Consider the following 24387-nt stretch of genomic DNA (forward strand, 5'->3'; position numbering starts at 1 on the left):
GGTAGCCCGCTGAGTCAACAAACGGAAGTGCGCTGCGCGAGCTGTTGGGCCAGATATTTTTTTGTCACATGGTTATCGCCGGTATCATCCCGTGCGGCCGCGCTATTTTTGCTGCGCGGGATTGGTCTCGCTACCCCATAAGAAAGCGGTGCAGTTCTGGTACGGAGTCTACCACCGCCACCGGTAAGTGCGCCTGTAACCGTTGTGCATCGTGCACCCCATAGGTCACCCCAATCCGGTCCATACCCAGCTGTTGTGCCATCTGCATATCGTAAACCGTATCGCCAATCATGACCGCTTCATGCACACCAAAACCGGTTTCGGCCAATAACTGTTCAAGCATATCAGACGACGGTTTCGACTGTGCTTCGCAGGCCGTACGCGACGCCACAAAGTACTCGCCTGTGGCCGTATGTTGCCAGGCCCGATCCAGTCCCCGGCGTGCCTTACCGGTGGCGACCGCTAACTGCTGGCCATTAGTATGCAATGCCCTGAGCAATCCGGTTGCGCCGGCAAACATCGGACACGGGCTTTGATCTTTGGCTACATACGCTTGCTTATAGGCCGCGACAATAGCCTCTATCTGCGCGGCATCATCAATCCCAAATAATTGCGCTACCGCCGGGTGTAAACTAATACCTATGATATTGCCTACCTGCTCGGCGCTGGGGGTCTGCATCTCACACTCAACCGCGGCCTGCTGCATACATTCAACAATTTTGGCGACCGAGTCCATCAGCGTGCCATCCCAGTCAAAAATAATCAGTTTGTAACCTTTCATCTTAGCCGCTCCAGGGTCCCTGCCAATACTTTATCCAGCGGCGCTTTGAACGTTACGGGTTCACCGGTTTGGGGATGCTGCAAACGAATGCTGGCGGCATGCAAAAATAACCGGTTGAGCCCGGCCTTTTTCATCGTCTGGTCAAACTCAGCCTCGCCATATTTATCGTCACCGGCGATCGGATGACCGGCGTGTAAGCAATGCACCCGTATCTGGTGGGTGCGTCCGGTTATCGGCGAGGCTTCTACTAAGGTGGCGGACGAGAAGCTTTCTAAAATACGATAACGGGTTTCGGAAGGTTTGCCATCTTCGCTGACACTGACCAGCCGTTCACCCGACTGCAGCACATTTTTACGTAATGGCGCTTTAACCTTAAATCGGTTTTTGGGCCAGCTGCCGGCGACCAGCGCCTGGTATCGTTTGTCCATCTGCCCCATACGCAGCTGTTCATGCATATTGCGCAGCGCCGAGCGTTTTTTGGCAATCAGGATACACCCGGAGGTGTCGCGATCTAAGCGATGTACCAGCTCCATAAAACGCGCGTCGGGGCGTAAGGCGCGTAACCCTTCGATAAGCCCGAAACTCAAACCACTGCCCCCATGCACCGCAATGCCGGAGGGCTTGTTGATAACCATCAACCGGTCATCTTCAAATAGAATATGAGACTCAAGACTGGCGACTTTATCCAGCTTCGGGTTCACCGGCGCAGCCGCTTCCGTCACTCTGACCGGGGGCACACGGACGATGTCTTCGGCCTTTAGTTTGTATTCGGGCTTTACCCGACCTTTATTTACCCGCACTTCGCCTTTTCGCAAAATCCGGTAAATCATGCTTTTGGGTACACCCTTTAACTGGGTGCGCAAAAAATTGTCTACCCGCTGACCGGCAAGGTCGGCATCAATGGTGACAAACTGTACTGAGGGAGAGCTATCTTTATTCATGGGGCCGATTATAAAACAAATGTGGACACGAACCTAAAAAAGATTGTGCCCTGGTTGGCTATCGCTGTATGGGCAATAAAAATTGGCAAGGCGGCTAACGCAACTGACCCAAAAATGATGGAAAACTGACCTGTGACAGTTGACTTTTTTGCTGATAAAGAACTTTGCTTGCCTATTTCAAGAAATTGGTGCGATAATCAAGAGGTTTTAACGCGCCAGAAAACGAGCGCTGTTGAAATGGCAAGAACTGAAAAGTTAATCAACTGGTTGTAATGATTCGGCAAAATAAAATTATCCATTGCCTGAAATGAGCAAAAACAAAGACGGTAGTACTAAAACTGTCACTCATAAGAATATTACAACACGAAAACACCAAGTTCGCCGTTTAGTAAAACAGAATTGAAATGACAATTGCCGACGACTGAAAGGTCAGTATTACCACAGTCAGGCGATGCAAAAACACAATATTGAAGGGCCGTCGTTCCCGACACCCGCTGATAAATAAAGATGCCTGTATTTTCGTAGCTCAGGCCATTAGCAATAAAGGGTAATGCGACAGAACAACAAACCCCAGACCATGCCGAGAGGCGTCGTGATGAGGGTTTGCACATGTCAGTTTAATTTTGTGTCTGAACGGCTGTACAAAATACAGAGTTAGATACAATGAAAAGAATGCTAATAAATGCAACTCAGCAAGAAGAGTTGCGCGTCGCGCTAGTCGATGGCCAGCGCCTGTACGACCTGGACATAGAAAGTCCGGGCCACGAGCAAAAAAAAGCCAATATCTACAAGGGTAAAATTACTCGCGTAGAGCCGAGTCTGGAAGCTGCTTTTGTTGACTACGGCGCCGAGCGTCACGGCTTTCTGCCGCTAAAAGAAATTGCCCGCACTTACTTCCCCAAAGGTTATAAATTCGAAGGCCGTCCTAACATCAAGGATGTGATAAAAGAAGGCCAGGAAGTCATCATTCAGATTGATAAGGAAGAGCGTGGGCAAAAAGGCGCCGCGCTTACCACCTTCCTATCTTTAGCAGGTAGCTACCTGGTGCTGATGCCCAATAATCCCCGGGCTGGCGGTATCAGTCGTCGCATTGAAGGCGATGAGCGTACCGAATTAAAACAGGCGATGAGCAAACTGGAGATTCCAGATGGCATGGGCCTGATTGTGCGCACCGCTGGGGTAGGCAAATCCTATGAAGAGCTTGACTGGGACTTACGGGTGCTGCTTAAGCACTGGGAAGCAGTGAGCGAAGAAGCCAGTAAGCGCCCTGCCCCGTTTCTTATTCACCAGGAAAGCAATGTTATTGTACGTGCTATCCGCGACTATCTGCGTCGTGATATCGGTGAAATCCTGGTAGATAAATCCGCTATTTATGAACAGGCGCTGCAACACATTCAGTTGGTTCGGCCTGACTTTGCTAATCGTGTGAAAAAATACGATGGTGATGTGCCGCTATTCAGTCATTATCAAATTGAAAGCCAGATCGAGTCAGCCTTTCAGCGTGAAGTTCGGTTGCCTTCTGGCGGCTCAATTGTCATTGATCCTACCGAAGCCTTAACCTCCATTGATATTAACTCGGCGCGCGCTACCAAAGGTGGCGATATTGAAGAAACCGCGCTGAATACCAACCTGGAGGCAGCCGATGAAATTGCTCGGCAGCTACGCTTGCGGGATGCCGGCGGCCTGGTGGTCATTGACTTTATCGATATGACCCCGGTGCGCCATCAGCGTGAAGTCGAAAATCGTTTGAAAGAAGCGGTTCGCAATGACCGGGCGCGGGTACAACTGGGACGTATATCCCGGTTTGGTCTGCTTGAAATGTCTCGTCAACGGTTGCGCCCTTCCCTGGGTGAGTCCAGTCACCATGTGTGTCCGCGCTGTTCGGGCCATGGCACCATTCGTGGTACTGAGTCGCTGGCGTTGTCTATTCTTCGGATCATGGAAGAAGAAAGCATCAAGGACAATACCGGCCAGATTGAAGCCCAGGTTCCGGTGGCCGTTGCCACGTACCTGCTGAATGAAAAACGTAAGTCGGTAAATGTGATTGAGAAGCGTCATAATGTGAATCTGCTGATCATTCCAAATGCCAATTTAGAAACGCCCCATTATGAAGTTACCCGTCGTCGCCCTGAAGAAATTATCAAGGACGCCAGCTACGAAGTATCACTGCTGGAAACGCCTTCTTCAGATGCGGATAAGCCTGCCGCCACCGTCGCCAAGCGCGAGGAACCGGCGATTAAAGGCATGGTTGCTCCTGATGCCGCGCCTGTGGTGCCCCCAAAACCGGTAGCCCAGCCAAAACCTGCCGAAGCCTCTACCTCGTTGTTGGGTCAGGTGTCGAAATGGCTCAAAGGTCTGCTTGGGTCAGCAGAGACCGAGCAACAGACTGCAACAGAAACCGACAAGAGCGAGTCTGGTTCGCAAAACCAGCGTTCGCGTAATCAGCAGGATCAGCGCAATCGCAAACCTCGCAACAATAACAAACAGCGCCGTGGTCGCACTGGTGACAGAAACGACCGCAGTGACAAAGGTGAGCGTGAAGAAACCCAGACTCACGGCAGCAAGGGTCAGGGACAAAGCCAGAATACCAACGAGCGCCGCGGCAAAAATGCACCGTCTAACCGCAAGCCCCGTAAACCTCGTGAGGAAAAATCCGATACCAGACAAGAGTCTAAGCCGGTAGCGGAGACTACATCGCCTGCAGCCAACAAGGACACCAAAGAGACCCAGCCGGCACCTAAGAAAAAACAGCTGGCAGAACGTCGTAAGCGTCGGGATATGCGTCGTAGCGTGCGCGTGGGTAACGAAGTGGCGGCGGATTCGCAAAAAGCTGATGAAAAGAGTGTTAACTCAGCGCAGGCTGATGCTTCGCAATACTCAGCCAAAGAACCATCGCAAGCCCGGCACTCTGCTGAGCAGGTCTCTGAGCACGAGCCGGTAGTAAATACCAAAGCGGAGTCTGGAGAAGATAACAAGCGCGAAGGTAATGGCAGCCGCGGACGCAGTCGTCGTTCACCCCGCCATGTTCGCGCTGCGGGTCAGCGTCGCAAGAAAGAACAAAATGATACCGACGCTACAAGCTTCGATTCAGACAGCACGAATCAGCAGTCTCAGGAACAGGTCCCGGTGGTTGAGCAACAACCACGCCCTACCCCTGACGAGCGCGTAGCTGATGACATCGTTGCGGCAGATACCCAGAACCGGGGTCAAGCCGGTCAGTCTGCACCTGATGCTCCACGTAGCGATATCAATGAAACAACCGGCCAGCCTGTTGAACAGCCTGCACAGCTTGATAGCGAAATATTGTCACAGCCAGCAGCGGACGTTGAGCCAGAAGTCATGCCTGAGAAAAAGGCAACGACTAACTTTGCGCAAAAACCGCGTCAGAAATATCGTGCCGATGGCATGAGTACTGACAACCAGGCTGAGCAATCCCAGGCGCATGCCGAAAATCCTGAGAACGCGGTAAGCAAGGTGCAATCAGCAACCAGCTCAGACCATGCTACAAAGCAGGCTAAAGATAAAAAAGCCCAGGCGGAAGCTGCACCTAAAGCAGCAGACCAGCCTGCCGCGGTATCTACACCTGCGGTGTCGGCACCGTCTGATACCACAGCTGCATCTGATACCACGGCTGCGCCTGAAACCGCAGATAAACCTGAGACCAACCAGCCGGAGGCGTCTGAGACCGTTGAGCCACCTGAAACTGAACAGTCTGAGGTTGTCACCGGCGGTGACACGCTTTCTCAGGCTGAGTCAGAGGCTAATCAGGTGCCGGAAACTGCCAGCAGTGAAGCTGCTACACCTGCGCAGCGCGAGCAAGAGATGCCGGTGCCCGCCGACACAAACACCGGGACCCCTGCTGTTGCTTTAGAAGCTGCCGAAGCTTCTGATGTTGCCGGGGGCCACGAAGGTACCACTGACACGGCTGTAAATAGCCCTGCCGCGACGTCACAAGCCAGCGCTGCAGCCCAGGCCCCTGCCAGTCAGGCTCAGGCACCTACCCCGGCCACTAAACCGGAAAGTGCGCGTGCTGGGGTCACCCAGAGCGTGACCGAGGTGTTGATGGCCAGCAGCAGGGGTAAATTCAATGCCTCGCATCCTACGGCCCTGCCGGCCCAGGTAAATGATCAGTTCGGTGATGTCAGCCTTACTGCTCGAGATGATAGTGCCCGCCCGGCACTGGATGTCTCCGGCCGCACTGCGGCACTGGCTCACAGCAAGTCCAAGGCGTCGGCTCCCATGGCCAAGCCTGGTAGCAGCAACGCTGCTTAATTAGACGATACAGGCCTGTCAGCATTGCTGCAGGCCTTTTTATTATGTCTGAGTCTGTAAACCCGAAATTAGTACACTACGTCTCGCAGCTTCTGGATGATCCCTCTATATCTGACTGTCAGCTTCTGCAAACCTTATGGAGCGGTTATGGTCAGTGTTTTCGATTTCATAGCCAGCAATATGATTTATCGCTGGTCGCCAAAGTCGTCACCCCCAGCACCACCCCAGGCCACCCTAAGGGCTGGAGCAATGATCAGAGCCATCAACGAAAACTGCAGTCGTATGCGGTGGAACAATACTTTTATCAGCACTACGCGCCGATGTGTCATGCCAGTGTTCCGGCGTTAATCGCCGGTACCCGGCACCATGATGATTTTATTACGGTGTTAGAGGACCTTGACGCTCAGCACTTCCGGCACCGTCATACCAATCTGACGGTCACGCAATGCGAAGGCGTATTAAACTGGCTGGCCTTGTTTCATGCTGATTTTATAGAAATTGCGCCCACCGGTTTGTGGAAGCAAGGGGCTTACTGGCATTTGTCCACCCGTCAGGCCGAATTTGAGGCTATGGCCGAAGGCCCGTTAAAAACCGCGGCAAAAGGTATCGACGAGGTCCTGCAGCAGGCCAGCATCAAAACCTTGCTGCATGGTGATGCAAAAGTGGCAAACTTTTGTTTTGCCGATGATCCTCGTGAGGTGGCGGCAGTGGATTTTCAGTATACCGGCGCCGGAGTGGGGGTGATTGATGTAGCCTATTTTCTGGGCAGTGCATTAAGCGCCCAGGATCAGCTGCACTATTCACAGCAATGCCTGGACGTTTATTTCACGGCTTTATCCAAAGCGTTAACGCAGCGCGGTTACGATAGTCAGCCGGTGGTGAAGCAGTGGCGACAACTTTATCCTTTTGCCTGCGCTGATTTTTTACGGTTTTTACAGGGCTGGAGTCCTGTTCACTGGAAAATCAACCGTTATCTGACTGAACAAAGTCAACAGGCGCTGAGTCTTCTCAAAGGCTGAGGACCAGCCCGCCTGGCGGTGTCATGTGGTGTGCCCTGAGCAATTTGATTACCAGGTCGAACCGCATTGCAGCGTTTTACTGCCAGGTTCCAACCCGCAAGCAAATGGAACAGCAAAAAGAAACAGGTAAATCGGCATTTAGCTGCAACAGAGGAAACCCGCTATACGGTGTGTGCAAGTGGCTGTGCAGCGGAGTTATCGGTAATCTCACTGGCAGCGGCCAACTAATCACTGCGGCCCGCCAGGTCATAGTGTAAAATCCATCGAAAGCAAACAATTCAGGAACAGTATTGTGCAAATTTGGGTAGATGCAGATGCGTGCCCGGTCGCCATCAAAGATATTTTATTTCGGGCAGCTCAGCGTACAAAAATTCAGGTTACCCTGGTTGCCAATCATTATATTCGCACCCCCGCCTCAAAATATGTCAACTTTATGCAGGTGACCCAGGGTTTTGATGTGGCCGATGATGAAATTGTCCAGCGCTGCCAGGCCGGCGATCTGGTGATTACTTCTGATATTCCGCTGGCTGATGAAGTTATCACTAAGCAGTGTCTGGCGCTCAGCCCGCGAGGAGAACTGTTTACCCGGGAAAATATAAAGTCGCGTTTGAATGTTCGCGACTTTATGGATACCTTGCGCAGCAGTGGAATTCAGACAGGCGGACCAGCGGCCCTTTCGGGAACCGAAAAACAAGCCTTTGGCAATAAACTGGACCAGTGGCTGGCACAGCAGCAATAAAAAAGCACGCTCATTAGCGTGCTTTTTTAGCCTAAGGGCAGACTAGCGACGGTCGTAATTGACCGGTCTTTCAGGATGCTGGTAAAAGCCTTCTTTCAACAAACGTTTGAAACGCTGCATTTTGCCTTCCAGAGTCAGCTGTTCAATACCGCGGTTGAATAACTCCAGCACTAAACGGCTGTCTTGCTGATCTTTAGGCACCAACAAATGGGTGGTAACCGTAGAGATAAATGGTTTTACATGCTGTAACTGATTACGTTGTTTTTGGCTAAAGTCGCGTTGCAGTAAATACCAGCCGGTCAGCTCATCAATCGGGAAAATATCGATATCACCTTCTAACAAAGCATTAAGATTATCTTTGTCGGTTTTGGCCGTTACTGTCGCATCGGTATCTTTGATGTACTCGCTCAGCTCATCGGTGTACAAATAACCTTCGGTGATCCCCATTTTGTGTTTTTTCAATTCGTTCAGGTTTTCCCATGAATCGATACCGCTGTCGGTGCGGGTTAAAAACACCAGGCTTTCTGCTGTAACAGGTTTGCTGTGCCAGAACTCATCTTCACGAGCACGCACAAAATTGCCATACGACACCGCATCGTACTCACCCTCAAGCGTGGCCTCGAGGGCTTCTTCCCATGACATAGAGGTGAATTCTACGACAACACCGGCTTCTAAAAAGGCCTGACGAGTAATGTGATTAAAATAACCATTATGCTCCATCTCAGTGGAGGTAAACGGAGGATATTCGGTGGTGGCAATGCGCAATTTCAGCCACGCATGCGCCCAGCTCTGGCTGGGAAGCAATAACAGAGTGAAAAGGATAAGTGCGATTTTTTTCATAGTTATGTCCTTTTAGAAATATATACCCAGACTGATATTTAACCGGTGGGTGGTATCCTGCAACCCGCCCTGGTCAAGGGCTACACCCGGACCGCCAGCAAACCACATATTTTTGCCCTGAATACTGTCAACGTATACAAACAGTTTGTCCCAGCCAAAACTACAGCCGTTGGTCCATAGTGAAGAATCTTTACCGGCCTCCACATCACTGACAACACGGCTGTATTCACTGTAACAGCTGACATCAGAGACTGATTTAAACTGATACGGCACTGAATACACCAGGTTCGTTACATAGCTTTTACCTTCAGAAGCCATTAAAAATGGGAAGGTAAACGAGGATAAGGCCACCCGGTCCGTCGCCTGACCTTCGGGCGCGGCCAAATCATAATCGAAGTCAGTGTATTGCAGCTCGACTTTAAAGTCGCCCTGAATATGCCGAAGATGGACGGCGTAGGCAGTCATATCGCCTTCGTCTCGGGTATCCAGATTCAGAATATTGCCATACTGATAAGACGCACCAATATCGGTGGTGGTCCCTTGGATCCATTTTCCGGTGTAATTGGCGCGCAGGTTCAGTTGCCCGTCTTCCTGATTTCGATATTCGCCGTCATCGGCCAAATCGAAGCTATAGCGCCCGAATTCTCCGGCATCGTTATATTCGTCATTCAAAAAGTAGCCAGCATGGAGATCCCAGTTACCCGTCTGATAATTAGTGGTAAACCCGGCATCATAATCATCTTCAAGACCGATGTAGTAGTTTACCCCAAACCAGAAGTTATTGGAGGCGAAGGGCAACAGGCCAAATGGCACTTTGGTAATACCGCCGGTAAACGATAGATCGTCACTGTAATTGTAGGTTAGGTCAGCATAACGCACAGTACGGAAGTCGGTGTTTTCATACCAGCGGTATTCGGCTTTATAGCTGAACTGCTCAGACTCGCCGGATAAGTTGAGCCGCAAAGATTCAAACTCAAAACCATCTCGAATTTGAGAATCTTGCCAGTCAAGATGACCGTAATTTACCCGGATGTGACCGCCGATATCGACGGGTAGTTTTTCTGCCTGAGAAGGTAAGACAATCAGTGCGCTGGTCAAAAGTACCGGCAATTTGAAATGTAGGTTTCTCATTCAATAACCCTGGAGTTAGAAGTGGTTTAAAAAGGTGATGGCTGTCTTTAGAGACAATGCTGCACGAGGGTGCTTAGCAAAGACAGGCGCCACGTCTTGTGCCTTATTTGCTGCTCGAGAAATTGGACAAATACCGATGAAGCCTCCATTGCACATGTTTCTAACGTAATAAAAATTCAACATTTACGTTACTTAGAACACAAACAATATCGCGTTAGAGCAGTAAAAGGATCACTTATCGTCCCCAACAACCGTTTCAACGTGATAAAAGTGTCCCTAAAGACCTTGGAAGCTGGCATGAGATCAGGCCGGTCTTAATAAGGTTGCGCACAATATCAAAGGGTTAACCAGGAACAAAGAGGCATTGATACTGTTTGCTGGTAAATTCGTCAAAAATTTGTGAATTTTGCTACTTTCATCTTACCTGGATTTTGCTATATTAATGAGCATCGGTTAAGGAAGCCCGATTTTTCTGTTCATTTTAAAGGAATTTCCCATGAATAAACGCCATAAGGCAGGAACTTACCTGAAACACAAAACCAGCGAACAGGAATTAAAGTTAATGCTTATTTTGATTCCGGTCGCTACCTTGTTGTTTGGGTTTGGCGTGGGCCTGGTAACAGGCTATCAGGTGCTGGGATCGCCGCAATTTTTATTGGGCGTTATTGCTGTTGCTACGTTACCGGCTATCGGTACATTTTGCTGGGTAATTTTTCATTACCTCAAAAAAGCCGGCATCAGCCGGATGGGCGCCTGATTACAAGCTCAGATTGCACACTCTTTTGAGTGGTAGAGTTGATGGATTAGATTGCCGGCCGGCGGCAACAAATCGGGCGAATGATAGCCAATGCATGATATCCGGCACAGCACATCTGCTATAGAATTGCCGACCACGGTGCGATACCGTTATCGGCGCAAAATATTTACCAGGCCAAGGAGGCACCAGGTAAAAGAGTCTACCAGGTCAAATCGTCCGGAATCTGATAATCAGCATACCAGTCATCTTCTTCGCCTGGCGAGGCCTCTTCAATAGTATCGGCCCGATGTACCACAGATGCTGCATCACGCTGGGCAATTTTGTCAGCCACCGGCATGGGTACCAAAAAGTACTCTTCATCCTGCCTGACTACCGCTAAACGGCCCTGCGTGACCTGTTTACGCACCGCCTCACCCACATACATGCGTTTGACCACATTATTGTCAGTAAAATTCAGCACCGACTCTGAGCCGCCCCGATTCTGAATGTTAACGGTGATAAGCTGACGCACCTGCGCCACGATTGAGCGCTGTTCGCGCTCTTTTTGTTGCTGCTCGTTAAGCTGCCGGTCACGGGCTTTTTTCTCTTCAGCAGCCTGCTGCGCCGCGACCTTGTGTTCGTCAACCACATCCTGTTTGTTTTTGTTTTTCAGCTTTTGCTTTTTGCGTTTGTCCTGACGAGCCTGACGGGCACTGGATTTGTCCGCCAGACCTGCTTTAAGCAGCTGATCCTGAAGTGATGGCACAGGATGACTCCTTATTTACTTTTTTTACGGGTATCTTTTGCTACCCATTTACCGTTTTCATACCAGGCTGACCAGCCGGTAGATTTCCCATTGTCATTTTCTGACATAACATACTGTTGCTTTGTTTTACGACTGAAGCGCACAATCGTTGGATTGCCGTCCGGATCCTGCTGCGGGGCATCCGCCAGATAATAAAATTTTGGCGAGATACGATCCCGGAACCGAGCCAGTTCCTCAACTTTAGGCGCCCGGGTTTCCCGAGACTTTGGAAAATTGTGAGCAGCCATGAAAATACCTGAGGCGCCATCGCGCAGTACAAAGTGGGCATCGGTTTTTTCGCAGGGCAGTTCGGGTAAGTCCACCGGATCTTCCTTGGGTGGCGCAGCCTCACCATTTCTCAATAGTTTACGGGTATTTTTACACTCACTATTGGTACACCCAAAGTATTTTCCAAAGCGTCCGTTTTTAAGTTCCATATCGCTGCCACACTTGTCGCATTCGATAATAGGACCGTCATACCCTTTAATCTTAAACGTACCAGACTCGACATAGGTTCCATCACACGAAGGCACATTGCCACAAACATGTAATTTGCGGGTTTCATCGACCAGATAGCTGTCCATGGCGGTACCACAAACCTGACACCGGCGTTTAGAACGCAGTACTTCGGTTTCCATTTCCTCTTCATCATCGACCTTGATAACCTCGTCACCCGGGGTCAGATTCATGGTATTGGTACAACGCTCTTTGGGCGGCAGATTGTAACCTGAACACCCTAAAAATACGCCGGTACTGGCGGTACGCACATTCATTTCACGACCACAGGTACCGCAAGCAATGCCCGCCGGAATCGCCTGGTTTGGCTGCATTCCGCCTTCTTCTGCATCTTTTTCTGCTTTTAACAACTTATTGTAAAAGTCTTCGTAAAACTCGTTTAAAACCTGTTTCCAGTCTTTCTGGCCACCGGCAATATCATCCAGCTGCTGTTCCATGTTGGCGGTGAAGTCATAACTCATTAAGTCGACAAAATTATCGGTCAGACGGTCATTGACAATCTCGCCCATTTTCTCGGCATAAAAGCGTTTTGAGTCAAGCCGCACATAGCCGCGATCCTGGATCGTCGAGATAATGCTGGCATAAGTAGATGGCCGGCCAATGCCCCGTTTTTCCAGCTCTTTTACCAGCGATGCTTCATTGTAACGCGCCACCGGCTTAGTAAAGTGCTGTTTTGGATCCAACGCGCTCAAGTCCAGGGTATCGCCCTGCTGTACATCAGGCAGCAGCAGATCTTCTTCGCCCTTTTTGCGCAGCTGCGGCTGTACTTTGGTCCAACCGTCAAATTTCAGAACCCGGCCTTTGGCTACCAGTTCATAGTCACCGGCGGCCACTTTGATGGTGGTGGCATCATATTTTGCCGGGGTCATCTGGCACGCCACAAACTGACGCCAAATGAGCTCGTAAAGACGCTGAGCGTCCCGCTCCATATCTCCCAGGCTGTCGGCTTTCACCGCCACATTAGAAGGTCGGATTGCTTCGTGAGCTTCCTGTGCGCCTTCCTTGCTGCCATAGCGAATCGGGTTGTCAGGCAGATACTTATTGCCAAACTTATCGTCAATAAAACTACGGCAGGTATCCAATGCTTCCTGACTAAGATTGGTCGAGTCGGTACGCATATAGGTGATGTGACCGGCTTCATACAAACGCTGGGCCATCATCATGGTCTTTTTAACCCCGAAACCTAAGCGGGTACTGGCGGCCTGTTGCAGCGTCGACGTAATATAAGGCGCTGAGGGCTTACTTTGGGTAGGTTTTGACTCGCGGCTTTGTACCACATAGTTTTGGGCCTGCAGCTCGTTTACCGCGGTATCCGCCTGTTCTTTATTTACCGGTTTAAACGCTTTGTTCTGGTATTTATTTACCAGCATGCGCAACGCGGTATTTTTCTTAGCCTGCAAATCTGCGTGAATGTCCCAGAACTCCTCTGGCACAAAGGCTTTAATTTCGCGCTCACGTTCAACCACCAACCGTACGGCGACTGACTGAACCCGACCGGCTGACAGCCCCCGGGCAATCTTTTTCCATAGCAGCGGCGAAACCATAAAGCCAACCACCCGATCCAGAAAACGACGGGCCTGCTGTGCATTTACCCGAGCGACATTTACTTCGCCGGGGCTGGAAAAGGCTTCCTGAATGGCATTTTTGGTGATTTCATTAAATACCACCCGCTGATAGGTTTTGTCTTTGGTTCCCAACAGCTCTTGCAGATGCCAGGCAATGGCCTCTCCTTCTCTATCCAAATCCGTTGCCAGATAGATAGTGTCGGCGTCTTTGGCCAGTTTTTTAAGCTCGTTGACAACTTTTTCTTTACCTTGAAGCACCTGATAATGCGCATGCCAGTTTTGCTGAGGATCGACCCCCATGCGATCGACCAGTTTGCGATACTCGTAGTTGCGCAAATATTCTGAGCGCTCTTCCTCAGATAATGTCTTAAGTTCTTTTGCCGGTTTTTTCGGCTCCACCTGCCCTAATGCTTTGGTTGGCAGATCTCGAACGTGGCCTACTGAAGATTTAACGATAAAATCTTTACCAAGATATTTATTTATCGTTTTTGCTTTGGCCGGAGACTCGACGATGACCAGTGATTTTGCCATATAATTGAAATAAACCTGTTTTAAATCTTAAGCTTAATTAGCTTAAATTTTGAATTTGGGGCCTGTCATTGCGACCAGGTTGCGCTTATGCTTTTTTAACATATATCGACAAAGTGAATGGAAAACAAGTTCTTCTTAATAGTTATTCCACTAAGCGCGTTTTTAGCGCGCAAAAACTGTTTGGTTTTCAGACACCTTCATTGGCAAGCTGAATAAAAGCCGTATAATGCAGGCTATTGACGATGCGGTACAAGCTTATTTTTATGCTATACCCCTTATGGGGGCTGACGCAATTAATCTCTGGCTGGGCTGCAAAATTTTAGTGACACAACCTGTGTAATCCACAGACTGAGGAACGCATGAAGCATTTTGAAGTGAATTTTGATGGGCTGGTTGGCCCGACGCACAACTACGCCGGTCTTTCGTTTGGTAATGTTGCCTCGCAAAGTAATGCAAATGCGGTTAGCAGCCCCCGTCAGGCCGCCAAACAAGGTCTGGCCAAAGCCAAAGCGCTGGCCGATATGGGCATGACGCAGGGCGTATTGGCCCCCAGGAGCGTCCTGATATTCAGACTCTGCGTCGTTTGGGTTTTACCGGCAGCGATGCCACGGTACTTGAAAGCGCCGCCAAACAATCAAAACAAGTCTTCTTAGCCTGCTGCTCAGCTTCCAGTATGTGGACCGCCAATGCTGCGACCGTATCGCCCAGTGCCGATACCGCCGATGGACGGGTACATTTTACGCCGGCCAACCTCACCAATAAATTTCACCGTTCTCTGGAACCCGAGGTTACTGGCCGAATCTTAAAAGGCACATTTGCCAACGACAAATACTTTGCCCATCACACTCACCTGCCCGACAACGAACACTTTGGTGATGAGGGTGCAGCCAATCATACGCGTCTGTGTAATGAGTATGGTCATGCCGGGGTAGAACTGTTTGTGTATGGCCGTTACGCCTTCGACAGCAGCAAGCCTGCGCCTACCCGGTATCCGGCCCGGCAAACCCTGGAAGCCAGTAAAGCCATTGCCAGACTGCATGGTCTGGATAGCGAGTCGGTGGTGTATATCCAGCAAAACCCGGATGTGATTGACCAGGGCGTTTTTCATAATGATGTTATTGCGGTGGGCAATCAAAATGTGTTGTTTTTCCATGAGCAGGCATTTCACAACAAGACTCAGGCGCTTGATGAAATAAAAGCCAAATTCGGCGATCACCCGCTGCACTTTATCGAGGTTGGCACCAATGAAGTTTCCGTGCAGGATGCGGTTAAAACCTATCTGTTCAATACTCAGATAATTACCCTTCCAGATAGCACCATGGCGATTATTGCGCCCACCGAATGTCAGGAAAACCGCGCGGTAAGCGCCTATCTGGACCAACTGGTCAATAAAGGCACACCCATCAAACAGGTGAAGTACTTTGATGTAAAACAAAGTATGCGCAATGGCGGCGGTCCGGCCTGTTTGCGTTTACGGGTGGCTCTGACCGATGACGAATTAAGCCATGTAAATCAGAATACGCTGCTGTCAGATACCCAGTGTGAGCGGCTTAATACCTGGGTAGACAAACATTACCGTGACCAGTTAACCGAAGATGATTTGCGTGATCCGCAGCTGCTGACCGAGTCGCGTACAGCGCTGGATGAATTAACCCAGCTGTTAAAACTGGGCTCGGTCTATCCTTTCCAGCAGGCCTGACCCGTAACCTAAAAAAATACCCTGCGCTTGCAGGGTATTTTTTTGGCGGTGAGTTTGTGTGGGAGGTAGCTAGCCATTGTTACCTGCTGGCCTTAATCTCAGTTTTTCTTCTGTGGCCCTACCCCTGCCGGTTCGCCTGTTATAAAAAAGCGCTTTCAAACATTATCGCAGGCGAGACACCGCTATCAGACAGACATAAAAAAGCCCCTGTTATCGAGGCTTTTTGCTATCGAAGAATAAGGTAATGTGCTTACCGTATGCTGCTACAGTCCGCGTTGGACCCAAAGGGGTTAGCCGGTGGCGGGCTTGCTTCTGTGCTGATATCACTGGCCAGAATAGACAAGGTATATCGGGTGTAGGCTGATGCTTCACTGGCAGTGGAGCGAGCGAACACGGCAATTTCAGCATCGGTAAATACCGCATATTCTTTGGGGTAGCGATACTGCAAGGTAGCCTGACCGTTTGCATCAGTGACACCATCACCAATAAAACGTATGCTGCCTACAATCCCCGGGGTGAGCAATTCATCGCCGTTGTTATCTTCACCGGCATCCAGGTTGCCGTTACTGTTGATGTCTTCGTTAGGACAACTGGCCGTTACCTGGGGAACCCATAATGATTTTTCATCATCCCATGACCAGAAGCCTTTACGGTATTCACCGTCAGAGGCAAATTTAACAGGCGTCACTGACACGGTCAGTGCTTCGCCTTCAATGGGACGTCCTGCCGAGTCAGTGACAAATACCGCAAACTCTTTGAGGTAAGTAGACTCATCGGGGGCTTGTAACAAATTGCCGGTACCAATGGAGATATCAAAAGGACGGTTGCCCACGGTCAACACCACATTATCTGCAACGGCGGTGTCCTCAGCAACCTGGGCGGTCACCACGACGGCATCTTCACTGGTTACCGCGCCAGAGGTAAACACGGTAGATGCTACCCCATTGCTGTCGGTGGTGGCTTGTGACGGGGCGATAGAACCCGTGCTAGTGTCATCGACATTGAAGGTCACCACCGAATTTTTAACCAGATTGCCATTCACATCACGTACAATCGCGGTGATGGTACTTTTCTGACCATCGGGACCCAGAATGTCCGGGGTGGCGTCCGCCTGCAGTGTAGCGGGCGTCACCGCCACAAATTCTACTTCAATCCGGGCGCTGACTTCTTCACCGTCATTATCCACACCGGTTGCGGTAACCGCCGCAATACCCGCATTATCAGACTCGATAGTGAAACTCGCTTCACCACCGGCATTGGTTTGCGCATCCGCTGCAGTAATGGTGCCCCGCGAGGCAGTAAAGGTAACGTCGCCGCCGGCAAAGGCCGAATCATCTTTTGACCAGCTTACGGTCAGCGTCTGTGGCGTGTTCAAGGGAACTTCGCTTGATGGGGCCTGACTGAACACAAAATCGTCTTCTTGCACCGTGATGGCAAAAGTAGCGCCGGCGTTAAGCGACGAGGCGCTGATGGTGTCTTTACCCGACTGGGTGCCGGTGTAATTAACATTTACCTGGCCATCACTTCCGGTCTGCACCGTGTTCGCCGACAATTCGCCCTTGTCTGCTGCTATCTCTATGGTTTGATTGGCAATAGCCACCCCATCTGAGTCCTGCACCCGCAAGGTCAATGCCACGGTATCGTTCAGGATAACCGACTGGGTGCCATTAATGGTGACTTCGGTACCCACAATCTCAACCTCAATATCCTGGGTCAGCTCACCCACCCTGGCGGTAACGGTAACAATACGATTTTCAGCATTGTTCTCGGTAGACAACTTAGCCAGCGCGCGACCGCTGGGATCGGTCTGGGCCTGGGTAACTTCTATCTCTACTCCAGATTCACTGGGCGCTGAAAACGCCACGGGCACATCCTGCATCAACACACTTTGTGAGTTTTTGACTAACGCTGTCAGCTGGACCGTATCTGAGCCACTTGAGGCTAGTTGCACCTTGCTGGTATACAGATCCAGTGTGGCTGGCTCTACGCTTTCCTGGGTTGTGCCCGCCGAGGTAAAAGTAATAGTGCCCACTTCGCCTTCTGTGGTGGTTGCGGTGAGCAAACCATCACCGGCAAGGGCTCCTGCGCTTAAGCCGATGCTGGCCACGCCATTTTCATCTGTGCGGGCGGTGCCGGTATCGTTGGAAAAAGAAGCAAGTTCTTCATTAGACAGTGAAAACGTAACCAGCGTGTCACTACGCACATTACCCTGTTCATCGGCCACGGTGACCGAAGCATTCAAAGGGTTGTCCTGACTCAGGTTTTTATCGGGGCTGCCACTGGTGTTTTGTAAAGACATTGCCACCGTATAAACGGGGGTGGCTTCCTGGCCGTCATTGTCGGCATCGGTGTTGGTATCGGTCTGGCTGGTTTCACCTTCTCTTTCGAGCTCTCCGCCCCCGCCACAGGCGGTTATCAGACCTAAGGTGGTAACGAATAACAGCGACTTGGCTAATTCACGCATATTCTTCTTCCTGAACCTCTATTCTTCGACATTGTTACGTTTTTATTATTTCAATCTGTTGGGAATCTGGCACACTATCCGGCGTTATAAATATAAAAACAGAAGTTTCAGGGAACATTCATGTCTCAAAACGCACATAAGTATAGTTTAACCACCAGGATATTTATCGGCATGGTCGCCGGAATCTTGATTGGCGTGTTACTCCAACTGATTTTTGATGATAGCGGAGATTTACGCTTTTCGATATTTGGTTATTCCATTTCCACGTATAACATTCTGGTAGATGGTATATTTTCTACGCTCGGTCAGATATTTATCGCCAGCTTAAAGATGCTGGTCGTACCGTTAGTTTTTGTCTCGTTAATCTGCGGCACCTCAAGCTTAACCGAACCCAGCAAGCTTGGACGTCTGGGTGTTAAATCGATCGGGCTGTATATTTTTACCACCGCCATCGCCATTTCGCTGGCCATCAGTCTTGGCTTGCTGGTCTCCCCCGGGGTGGGTGTCGAGGCGCCAAGTGATGCTGTTTTCCAGGCCCAGCAAGCCCCGTCGTTTGGGCAGGTCATTCTGGATATGTTCCCCACCAACCCCATTAACAGCCTGGCCGAAGGCAAAATGCTGCAAATCATTATTTTTGCGGTATTGCTGGGTGTAGCCATGGCGATGTGTGGCGAGGCCGGTAAACGTATTGCCAGCTTTTTTGAGGACTTAAACACCGTCATTATGCGGCTGGTTACCATTATTATGAATCTGGCGCCGTACGGTGTATTTGTACTGATGGCCAAGCTGTTTTCGTCGATTGGCGTTAATATGCTCGAAAATCTGGCCAAATATTTCTTCTTAGTGCTGGCCGTACTTATTATTCATGGGTTGGTGACGTATTCGGTACTGCTAAAAGCCTTCACGGGTTTAAACCCCATGATGTTGTTCTATAAAATGCGCGATGCTGCGCAGTTTGCCTTTTCCACCGCCAGTTCCAGTGCGACTTTGCCGGTAACCATGGAAACCGCGCAAAATAAGCTTGGTGTCGGCAAATCGGTATCTTCGTTCACCCTGCCTCTGGGCTCTACCATTAATATGGATGGCACCGCGATTATGCAGGGTGTCGCGACGGTGTTTATCGCGCAGGTATACGGAGTGGATCTGACGGTGTCAGATTATCTGATGGTGGTATTAACCGCCACGCTGGCCTCGGTGGGAACTGCTGGTGTACCTGGTGTGGGTCTGATTATGCTGGCCATGGTATTACAACAGGTGAATTTGCCGGTAGAAGGTATTGCCCTGATTATTGGTGTAGACCGGTTGCTGGATATGACCCGTACCGCGGTGAACATTACCGGTGACTGTACGGTGGCCTGCATTATAGCAAAAAGTGAAAACGAACTGGATGCGACCCGCTTTAATAACAAAAAAGCGGGCCTGAAAGAAGAGGAAGTGGATTTAGAGCACTTTGATAAGAACAGCTAGGTAAACCGTTCCGGCTAGCCGTTTAACGCGCTGGCCGGAGCCACTTTCACCGCTTGGCTGGCCGGATACAAGGTGGCCAGGACCACCAGAATCACTGCTACCACCACCGTCAACACCACATCCATAACCTGCAGCTGTGACGGTAAAAAGTTAATAAAGTAAATATCCCCTGACAGAATTTCAGTATTAAAAACCCCTTCAATGGTTTTCACAATGCTTGCCAGGTTTGGCGCAGTTATCACCGCGAGCACGGTTCCGGCCACTATTCCGATAATGCCATTGGTTAGCCCCTGTAATATAAACGCCTGGCGTATCAGGCTGTCCTGGGCGCCCATGGTTTTTAATATGGCGATGGCCGCCCGCTTTTCACGTACCGCCATCACCAGGGTCGATACAATATTGAAGCAGGCAACGGCAATAACCAATGTCAGAACGATGTACACTACCGTTCGAACCAGCTGAATGTCGTTGTACAGATGCCCCTGGGTCCGGGTCCAGTCTGACATATAGACTGCCTGCGGAAATCGATAACCGATATCTCTCATCACCGTTTTGGCCTGATAGGGATCATGCAGCCTGAAGCGCAGCCCCTGAGCCCCGGAATCGATATTCGCCGCCTGTGAGGCCTTACCAAGGTGCATCAGACCCAGGTAGTTATCCAGCTCTCCCCCGATAGACAAGCTGCCGGCCAAAGTGAGTTTAATTCTTTGGGGTGCTTTAAACACCATATCATCGCTGGTCACCGGCACCAGTACCCCCAGATTGTCACCGACTTCAAGGCCGAATTTCTCGATTAACCCCTGTCCCAGCAACACAGTATTGTGGCTTTGCCGAAAACGCTCCCATGCCTGCGGAGTCACCTGTTGTCGCCATTGTGAGTAGTCAACGGACGCCACGGCCAAGCCGGTCAGCTCCACCGGTTTTAACGCCCCTTTATGCTGGAGCATGCCGGTAATCTTGGTATAAGGTTCAACCGAAACCAGCCGTTCGTCGCGCTCCAGCTCGGTCATTACTGCCGGCCAGTTGTTTATGCCCTCATTAGACACCGAGTAGAGCTCACCATGGGGAATGACCGCCAGGATCCGATGGGTAAGCTCTCGTTCAAAGCCGTTCATAACGCTTAACAGGGTGATAAGTACAAAACACCCAAGCCCGATGCCGAAGGTAGACGAAAAGGAGATAAAAGAGATGTAGCGGTTTTGTTGTTTGGCCTGACGAAACCGTCGGGCCAGCTGCCAGGCAAGTTTCATGGGGCTGTTCCTGCACCAGGTGCGGCCAGCTCACCATCCACGATGGTCAGGGTGCGATCCATCTGCGCCGCCAGTTCGGTATCGTGGGTGACCACGATAAAGCTGGTATTAAGCTCCTGACTGAGCTCACGTAACAAGGCGTACACTTGCACCCCAGTTTTGTGATCAAGGTTACCGGTGGGCTCATCTGCCAATACCAGCGCCGGCTCACAAACCAGCGCCCGGGCGATGGCCACACGCTGACGCTCGCCCCCCGATAAAGCGGCGGGTTTATGCTTTAACCGATGCGATAAGCCGACCCGGTCTAACAGCGCAGCCGCCTGCTGACGCGCCTTGCCGGCGCTTTCACCAGCAATCAGCCTGGGCATTGCGACATTTTCCAACGCGGTGAATTCCGATAATAAATGATGGAACTGGTAAATAAACCCCATGTGCTTATTACGCAAGGTGGCCAGCTGCGACGCTGAGAGCGAAAAGAGGGATTGCTGGTTAAACCACACCTGACCTGAGGTTGGTGAGTCCAGGCCACCAAGAATATGCAATAAGGTGCTTTTCCCCGATCCGGAGCTGCCTAATATTGCAATATGTTCAGCGGTGTTGACTGAAAATGAAACATTCCTGAGCACCGAGGTATCTACGGCACCTTCATGATAGGTTTTACTGATGTCTTTACAGACAAGAATTTCCTGCATATTAACCATTTAACGAACCAGGGTTTACCTGTGCAAATGGTACCGTGATTACGGTGAGTAACCAAGAAATTACCAGGAATTAGCAAAAGGGATATTTTTAGGTGACTCCCAGGAACTGGGGCACCAGAAGTGGCGGAGCGGACGGGACTCGAACCCGCGACCCCCGGCGTGACAGGCCGGTATTCTAACCAACTGAACTACCGCTCCACTAAGGGCATCTTTATCATTGAATGGCGGAGCGGACGGGACTCGAACCCGCGACCCCCGGCGTGACAGGCCGGTATTCTAACCAACTGAACTACCGCTCCACACAAGGATAAAGATTATTGTAAACTAATGGCGGAGCGGACGGGACTCGAACCCGCGACCCCCGGCGTGACAGGCCGGTATTCTAACCAACTGAACTACCGCTCCGTGGCCTTTAGTTTACTGTATTAAAAAGTGGCGGAGCGGACGGGACTCGAACCCGCGACCCCCGGCGTGACAGGCCGGTATTCTAACCAACTGAACTACCGCTCCACAATTTTTAATACTTTCAGCAAGTTGGATTCGTTCCGTTGAAGACCGTTCCCCCTCACTGCGGCGCAGATAATACGGTTATCGATTTTAAGAGTCAACGCTTTTTTACCACAAAAAAACAGAAAACAGTGCGTTTGCATGATTATTCGACACAATGTCGAAATATGCATCAAAAATGGTCAGAAATCAGACCCGTAGGCCTAGGAATTAGTGCTTTCGGCTTTCGATTTTTTTCCTAACAAACTCAGAATTTTGTCTTTAATACCCGGGGTTGGGTTTGGCGTAGCAGCAGACGGGTTGTCCAAATTCAGATCTAACTCATCGGCTGTGACCGACGCTTTTTTTCTGCGCCATAATACGAACCCTACCACGCTACCCACCACAAGCAATATAGTGCCGTTTACTGCCACCAGTATCAGCACCAGTGAATTATCATCAATAGCGGTGTCGGTATTATGGCCGGCAGGCGTTGGCACTGAAGGTTCTTCTTCTGATACCGCCACCGGCTCTTCGACAGCGATATCAGCAGCTGCAGCTTGTGGCGGAGGCGGCTCGGCTTCTACCACAAAACTGTATTCAGGCACATTTAAAATAAAATCCCGCCCCTGCCGGGTCTTGCCATAGGCGGTAAGTCTGACCGTGAACCGGCCCTCCTCCATGGCTACCATTTCGTAGGTGCGCGCGGCATCGGTAGGCTCAGTTAACGAAAAGTTGTGCATGTCACCATTGGGGTAGCGTACCTTGCCATCAATCAGCAGGCTGTTTATATCGACCTTGTCGCGGTCTACCTCTATATGCAACGTATGATGACCTGCGTCATCGGGTTTATCGGCGGCCAGCGTCGTGCGCAGGTTTATTGGGTTGTTATGCAAAATAAACGGCCGATCGACCTGCTCTCGGGTAAACATCGGCGTTGTTACACTGAACACCGGAGTCCACTCGCCGGCCGGAATGACCAGGTTAAACTGACCGGTGAAAATACCATCGCCGGGCTTTTCATCCATGCCCCGGCCATTATCGGCAAAGGTCGCAATAACCTGCTTGTCAGACTTAAAATTATCGTAATTAGGATTATTGGTAGAGATAAGCTCAATTTGCAGCTCAACCACCTCTCTGAACCCGGGCTCTTTAATGGGCTTGCCGCCGTTGGTCAGCGTCGCGGTTTGTTTAAGTATTTCACCCGAAAACAACATGGAGGGTAGCGAAGGTGCCTGTAACTCTATCTCCGAAACCACCATGACCCGGCTTTGCGGATGAATCTGGCCAACGGCTTGCCAGGGCCCTGGCACGGGTTCTTTTATCGTAACCATGTCGTAGGAGTCGGCATCAAACCATTTGGCATTCTCATCACTGGCACGAGACTGGAAAATTTTAGAGCCATCGGGCCTTACCAGTACTACCGGGGCCGAGCCATATTCCCGGAAAAACACCATGGTCACTTCGCTGACATTATGATCAACCCTGAAACGGTTTTGCAGCAAAGTGATAGAGTTTTGATAGTCGTCACCCAGCTCCCTGATGACCTGGCGCGGCTCCACCGAGGCCATGCTGACCGTGTCTTCCTGCTGTTGTAATGCTGAAGCTGCTATCGACCATCCTGCCAATAGCACCAGACTGAGTTGTCTTATTATTCGCTTTGGTTTGCTCGCCACAAACATTGCCCACCGCTGTTTTGCACAATATCCAATCGTGCTTCATGTTGTTCTAATTCATCGGCGCTGGCTTTGATAACCTTTAATTTATTTGCGCTGCGCTGAACCGGGCGCATCCCCACCGTGTCCTGTTCATTGCCTGCGCCCTGGCCCATCAGATTCAATTTTGTCTGACCACCTGTCATCAGCAGATACACATCTGCAAGAATCTCGGAGTCTAGTAACGCCCCGTGTAACTCACGATGACTGTTATCAATACCGTAGCGTTTACACAGCGCATCAAGATTGTTCTTCTGGCCTGGGTGAATTTTGCGGGCCAGCGCCAGAGTATCGAGCACCTCACAGATCTCGCTGGTTTTTACCGCTGCGGTGGGCCCGTTTAAGGCAAACTCGTGGTTCATAAAGCCGACATCAAAGGGCGCGTTGTGAATTACCAGCTGCGCGCCTTTAATGAATTCGATAAAGTCTTCAGCCACGTCACCAAAAACCGGCTTATCCTGCAAAAACTCATTGGTAATGCCGTGTACTTCAATAGCTTCGGCTTCAATTTCACGTTGTGGATTGATATACACATGAAAATGATTGCCGGTGAGCTTTCGATCAATCAATTCCACACACCCTATTTCGATAATACGGTGGCCTTCGCGCGGCTCAATACCTGTGGTTTCTGTATCCAGTACAATCTGACGCATAGAACAATCTCAATAAACGGACTTTTTTGGTAGTATACCAAGCCCAAATCTGGTGACCATGCATAACAGCGAAAAA

16 protein-coding genes, 4 tRNA genes and 1 pseudogene are annotated in these 24387 nt (G+C 50.4%); 6 read left to right on the plus strand and 15 right to left on the minus strand.

Annotated features, from left to right (window positions below):
- Positions 1-130: 130 nt before the first annotated feature.
- Complete coding sequence (locus tag IT774_RS09400; RefSeq protein WP_195809564.1) at positions 131-781, minus strand: HAD family hydrolase; 651 nt, start codon at positions 779-781, stop codon at positions 131-133.
- On the minus strand, positions 778-1722 hold the full coding sequence (gene rluC, locus IT774_RS09405) for a 23S rRNA pseudouridine(955/2504/2580) synthase RluC (RefSeq protein WP_195809565.1): 945 nt from the start codon (positions 1720-1722) through the stop codon (positions 778-780). Before rluC ends, IT774_RS09400 begins: the two co-directional genes overlap by 4 nt.
- A gap of 663 nt (positions 1723-2385) precedes the next feature.
- Here rluC and rne point away from each other — a divergent pair.
- The 3 genes from rne to IT774_RS09420 all read left to right on the plus strand — a co-directional run bounded on the left by rne (position 2386) and on the right by IT774_RS09420 (position 7752).
- Entirely contained in the window at positions 2386-5994 is a 3609-nt protein-coding gene (rne, locus tag IT774_RS09410; protein ID WP_195809566.1) for a ribonuclease E, read from the plus strand.
- A gap of 44 nt (positions 5995-6038) precedes the next feature.
- Positions 6039-7013, plus strand: coding sequence for a phosphotransferase (locus IT774_RS09415; RefSeq protein WP_195809567.1), 975 nt, complete (start codon positions 6039-6041; stop codon positions 7011-7013).
- 292 nt (positions 7014-7305) lie between these two features.
- Positions 7306-7752, plus strand: a complete 447-nt coding sequence (locus tag IT774_RS09420) for a YaiI/YqxD family protein (protein WP_195809568.1) — start codon at positions 7306-7308, stop codon at positions 7750-7752.
- A gap of 42 nt (positions 7753-7794) precedes the next feature.
- Here IT774_RS09420 and IT774_RS09425 read toward each other — a convergent pair whose 3' ends face one another.
- Positions 7795-8592, minus strand: coding sequence for a substrate-binding periplasmic protein (locus IT774_RS09425; protein ID WP_195809569.1), 798 nt, complete (start codon positions 8590-8592; stop codon positions 7795-7797).
- Between the two features lie 12 nt (positions 8593-8604).
- Positions 8605-9723: a porin family protein gene (locus tag IT774_RS09430; protein ID WP_195809570.1), complete on the minus strand. Its 1119-nt coding sequence runs from the start codon at positions 9721-9723 to the stop codon at positions 8605-8607.
- Between the two features lie 496 nt (positions 9724-10219).
- Between IT774_RS09430 and IT774_RS09435 the strand changes: the two genes are divergently transcribed.
- A complete protein-coding gene (locus tag IT774_RS09435; protein WP_195809571.1) occupies positions 10220-10480 on the plus strand; it encodes a hypothetical protein in 261 nt (86 codons plus the stop codon).
- Positions 10481-10679: 199 nt separating this feature from the next.
- Here the strand turns inward: IT774_RS09435 and IT774_RS09440 are convergent, their stop codons facing one another.
- Together IT774_RS09440 and topA are read right to left on the minus strand one after the other, a co-directional pair.
- Positions 10680-11225, minus strand: coding sequence for a DUF2058 domain-containing protein (locus IT774_RS09440; RefSeq protein ID WP_195809572.1), 546 nt, complete (start codon positions 11223-11225; stop codon positions 10680-10682).
- 11 nt (positions 11226-11236) lie between these two features.
- Positions 11237-13876: a type I DNA topoisomerase gene (gene topA / locus IT774_RS09445; RefSeq protein ID WP_195809573.1), complete on the minus strand. Its 2640-nt coding sequence runs from the start codon at positions 13874-13876 to the stop codon at positions 11237-11239.
- A gap of 359 nt (positions 13877-14235) precedes the next feature.
- Between topA and astB the strand changes: the two are divergent.
- Positions 14236-15575: pseudogene (gene astB / locus IT774_RS09450) on the plus strand (N-succinylarginine dihydrolase).
- A gap of 250 nt (positions 15576-15825) precedes the next feature.
- Here astB and IT774_RS09455 read toward each other — a convergent pair.
- Entirely contained in the window at positions 15826-18039 is a 2214-nt protein-coding gene (locus IT774_RS09455) for an Ig-like domain-containing protein (RefSeq protein WP_195809574.1), read from the minus strand.
- 120 nt (positions 18040-18159) lie between these two features.
- Between IT774_RS09455 and IT774_RS09460 the strand changes: the two genes are divergently transcribed.
- Complete coding sequence (locus IT774_RS09460; protein ID WP_195809575.1) at positions 18160-19506, plus strand: dicarboxylate/amino acid:cation symporter; 1347 nt, start codon at positions 18160-18162, stop codon at positions 19504-19506.
- A 14-nt stretch (positions 19507-19520) separates the two neighbouring features.
- Here IT774_RS09460 and IT774_RS09465 read toward each other — a convergent pair whose 3' ends face one another.
- The 8 genes from IT774_RS09465 to dnaQ form a co-directional block, all read right to left on the minus strand.
- Positions 19521-20756: a lipoprotein-releasing ABC transporter permease subunit gene (locus IT774_RS09465; RefSeq protein ID WP_195809576.1), complete on the minus strand. Its 1236-nt coding sequence runs from the start codon at positions 20754-20756 to the stop codon at positions 19521-19523.
- Entirely contained in the window at positions 20753-21448 is a 696-nt protein-coding gene (gene lolD / locus IT774_RS09470) for a lipoprotein-releasing ABC transporter ATP-binding protein LolD (protein WP_195812258.1), read from the minus strand. The genes IT774_RS09465 and lolD overlap by 4 nt, the downstream gene beginning before the upstream one ends.
- A gap of 130 nt (positions 21449-21578) precedes the next feature.
- Positions 21579-21655, minus strand: a tRNA-Asp gene (locus IT774_RS09475).
- A 24-nt stretch (positions 21656-21679) separates the two neighbouring features.
- A tRNA-Asp gene (locus tag IT774_RS09480) sits at positions 21680-21756 on the minus strand.
- A gap of 29 nt (positions 21757-21785) precedes the next feature.
- A tRNA-Asp gene (locus tag IT774_RS09485) sits at positions 21786-21862 on the minus strand.
- Positions 21863-21890: 28 nt separating this feature from the next.
- Positions 21891-21967 (minus strand) — tRNA-Asp (locus tag IT774_RS09490).
- A gap of 200 nt (positions 21968-22167) precedes the next feature.
- Complete coding sequence (locus IT774_RS09495; RefSeq protein ID WP_232364942.1) at positions 22168-23619, minus strand: TIGR03503 family protein; 1452 nt, start codon at positions 23617-23619, stop codon at positions 22168-22170.
- Complete coding sequence (gene dnaQ, locus IT774_RS09500; RefSeq protein ID WP_195809578.1) at positions 23595-24311, minus strand: DNA polymerase III subunit epsilon; 717 nt, start codon at positions 24309-24311, stop codon at positions 23595-23597. Before dnaQ ends, IT774_RS09495 begins: the two co-directional genes overlap by 25 nt.
- Between the last annotated feature and the right edge of the window lie 76 nt (positions 24312-24387).

Origin of the sequence: Salinimonas marina (assembly GCF_015644725.1) — a bacterium.
Classification (GTDB): Bacteria; Pseudomonadota; Gammaproteobacteria; order Enterobacterales; family Alteromonadaceae; genus Alteromonas.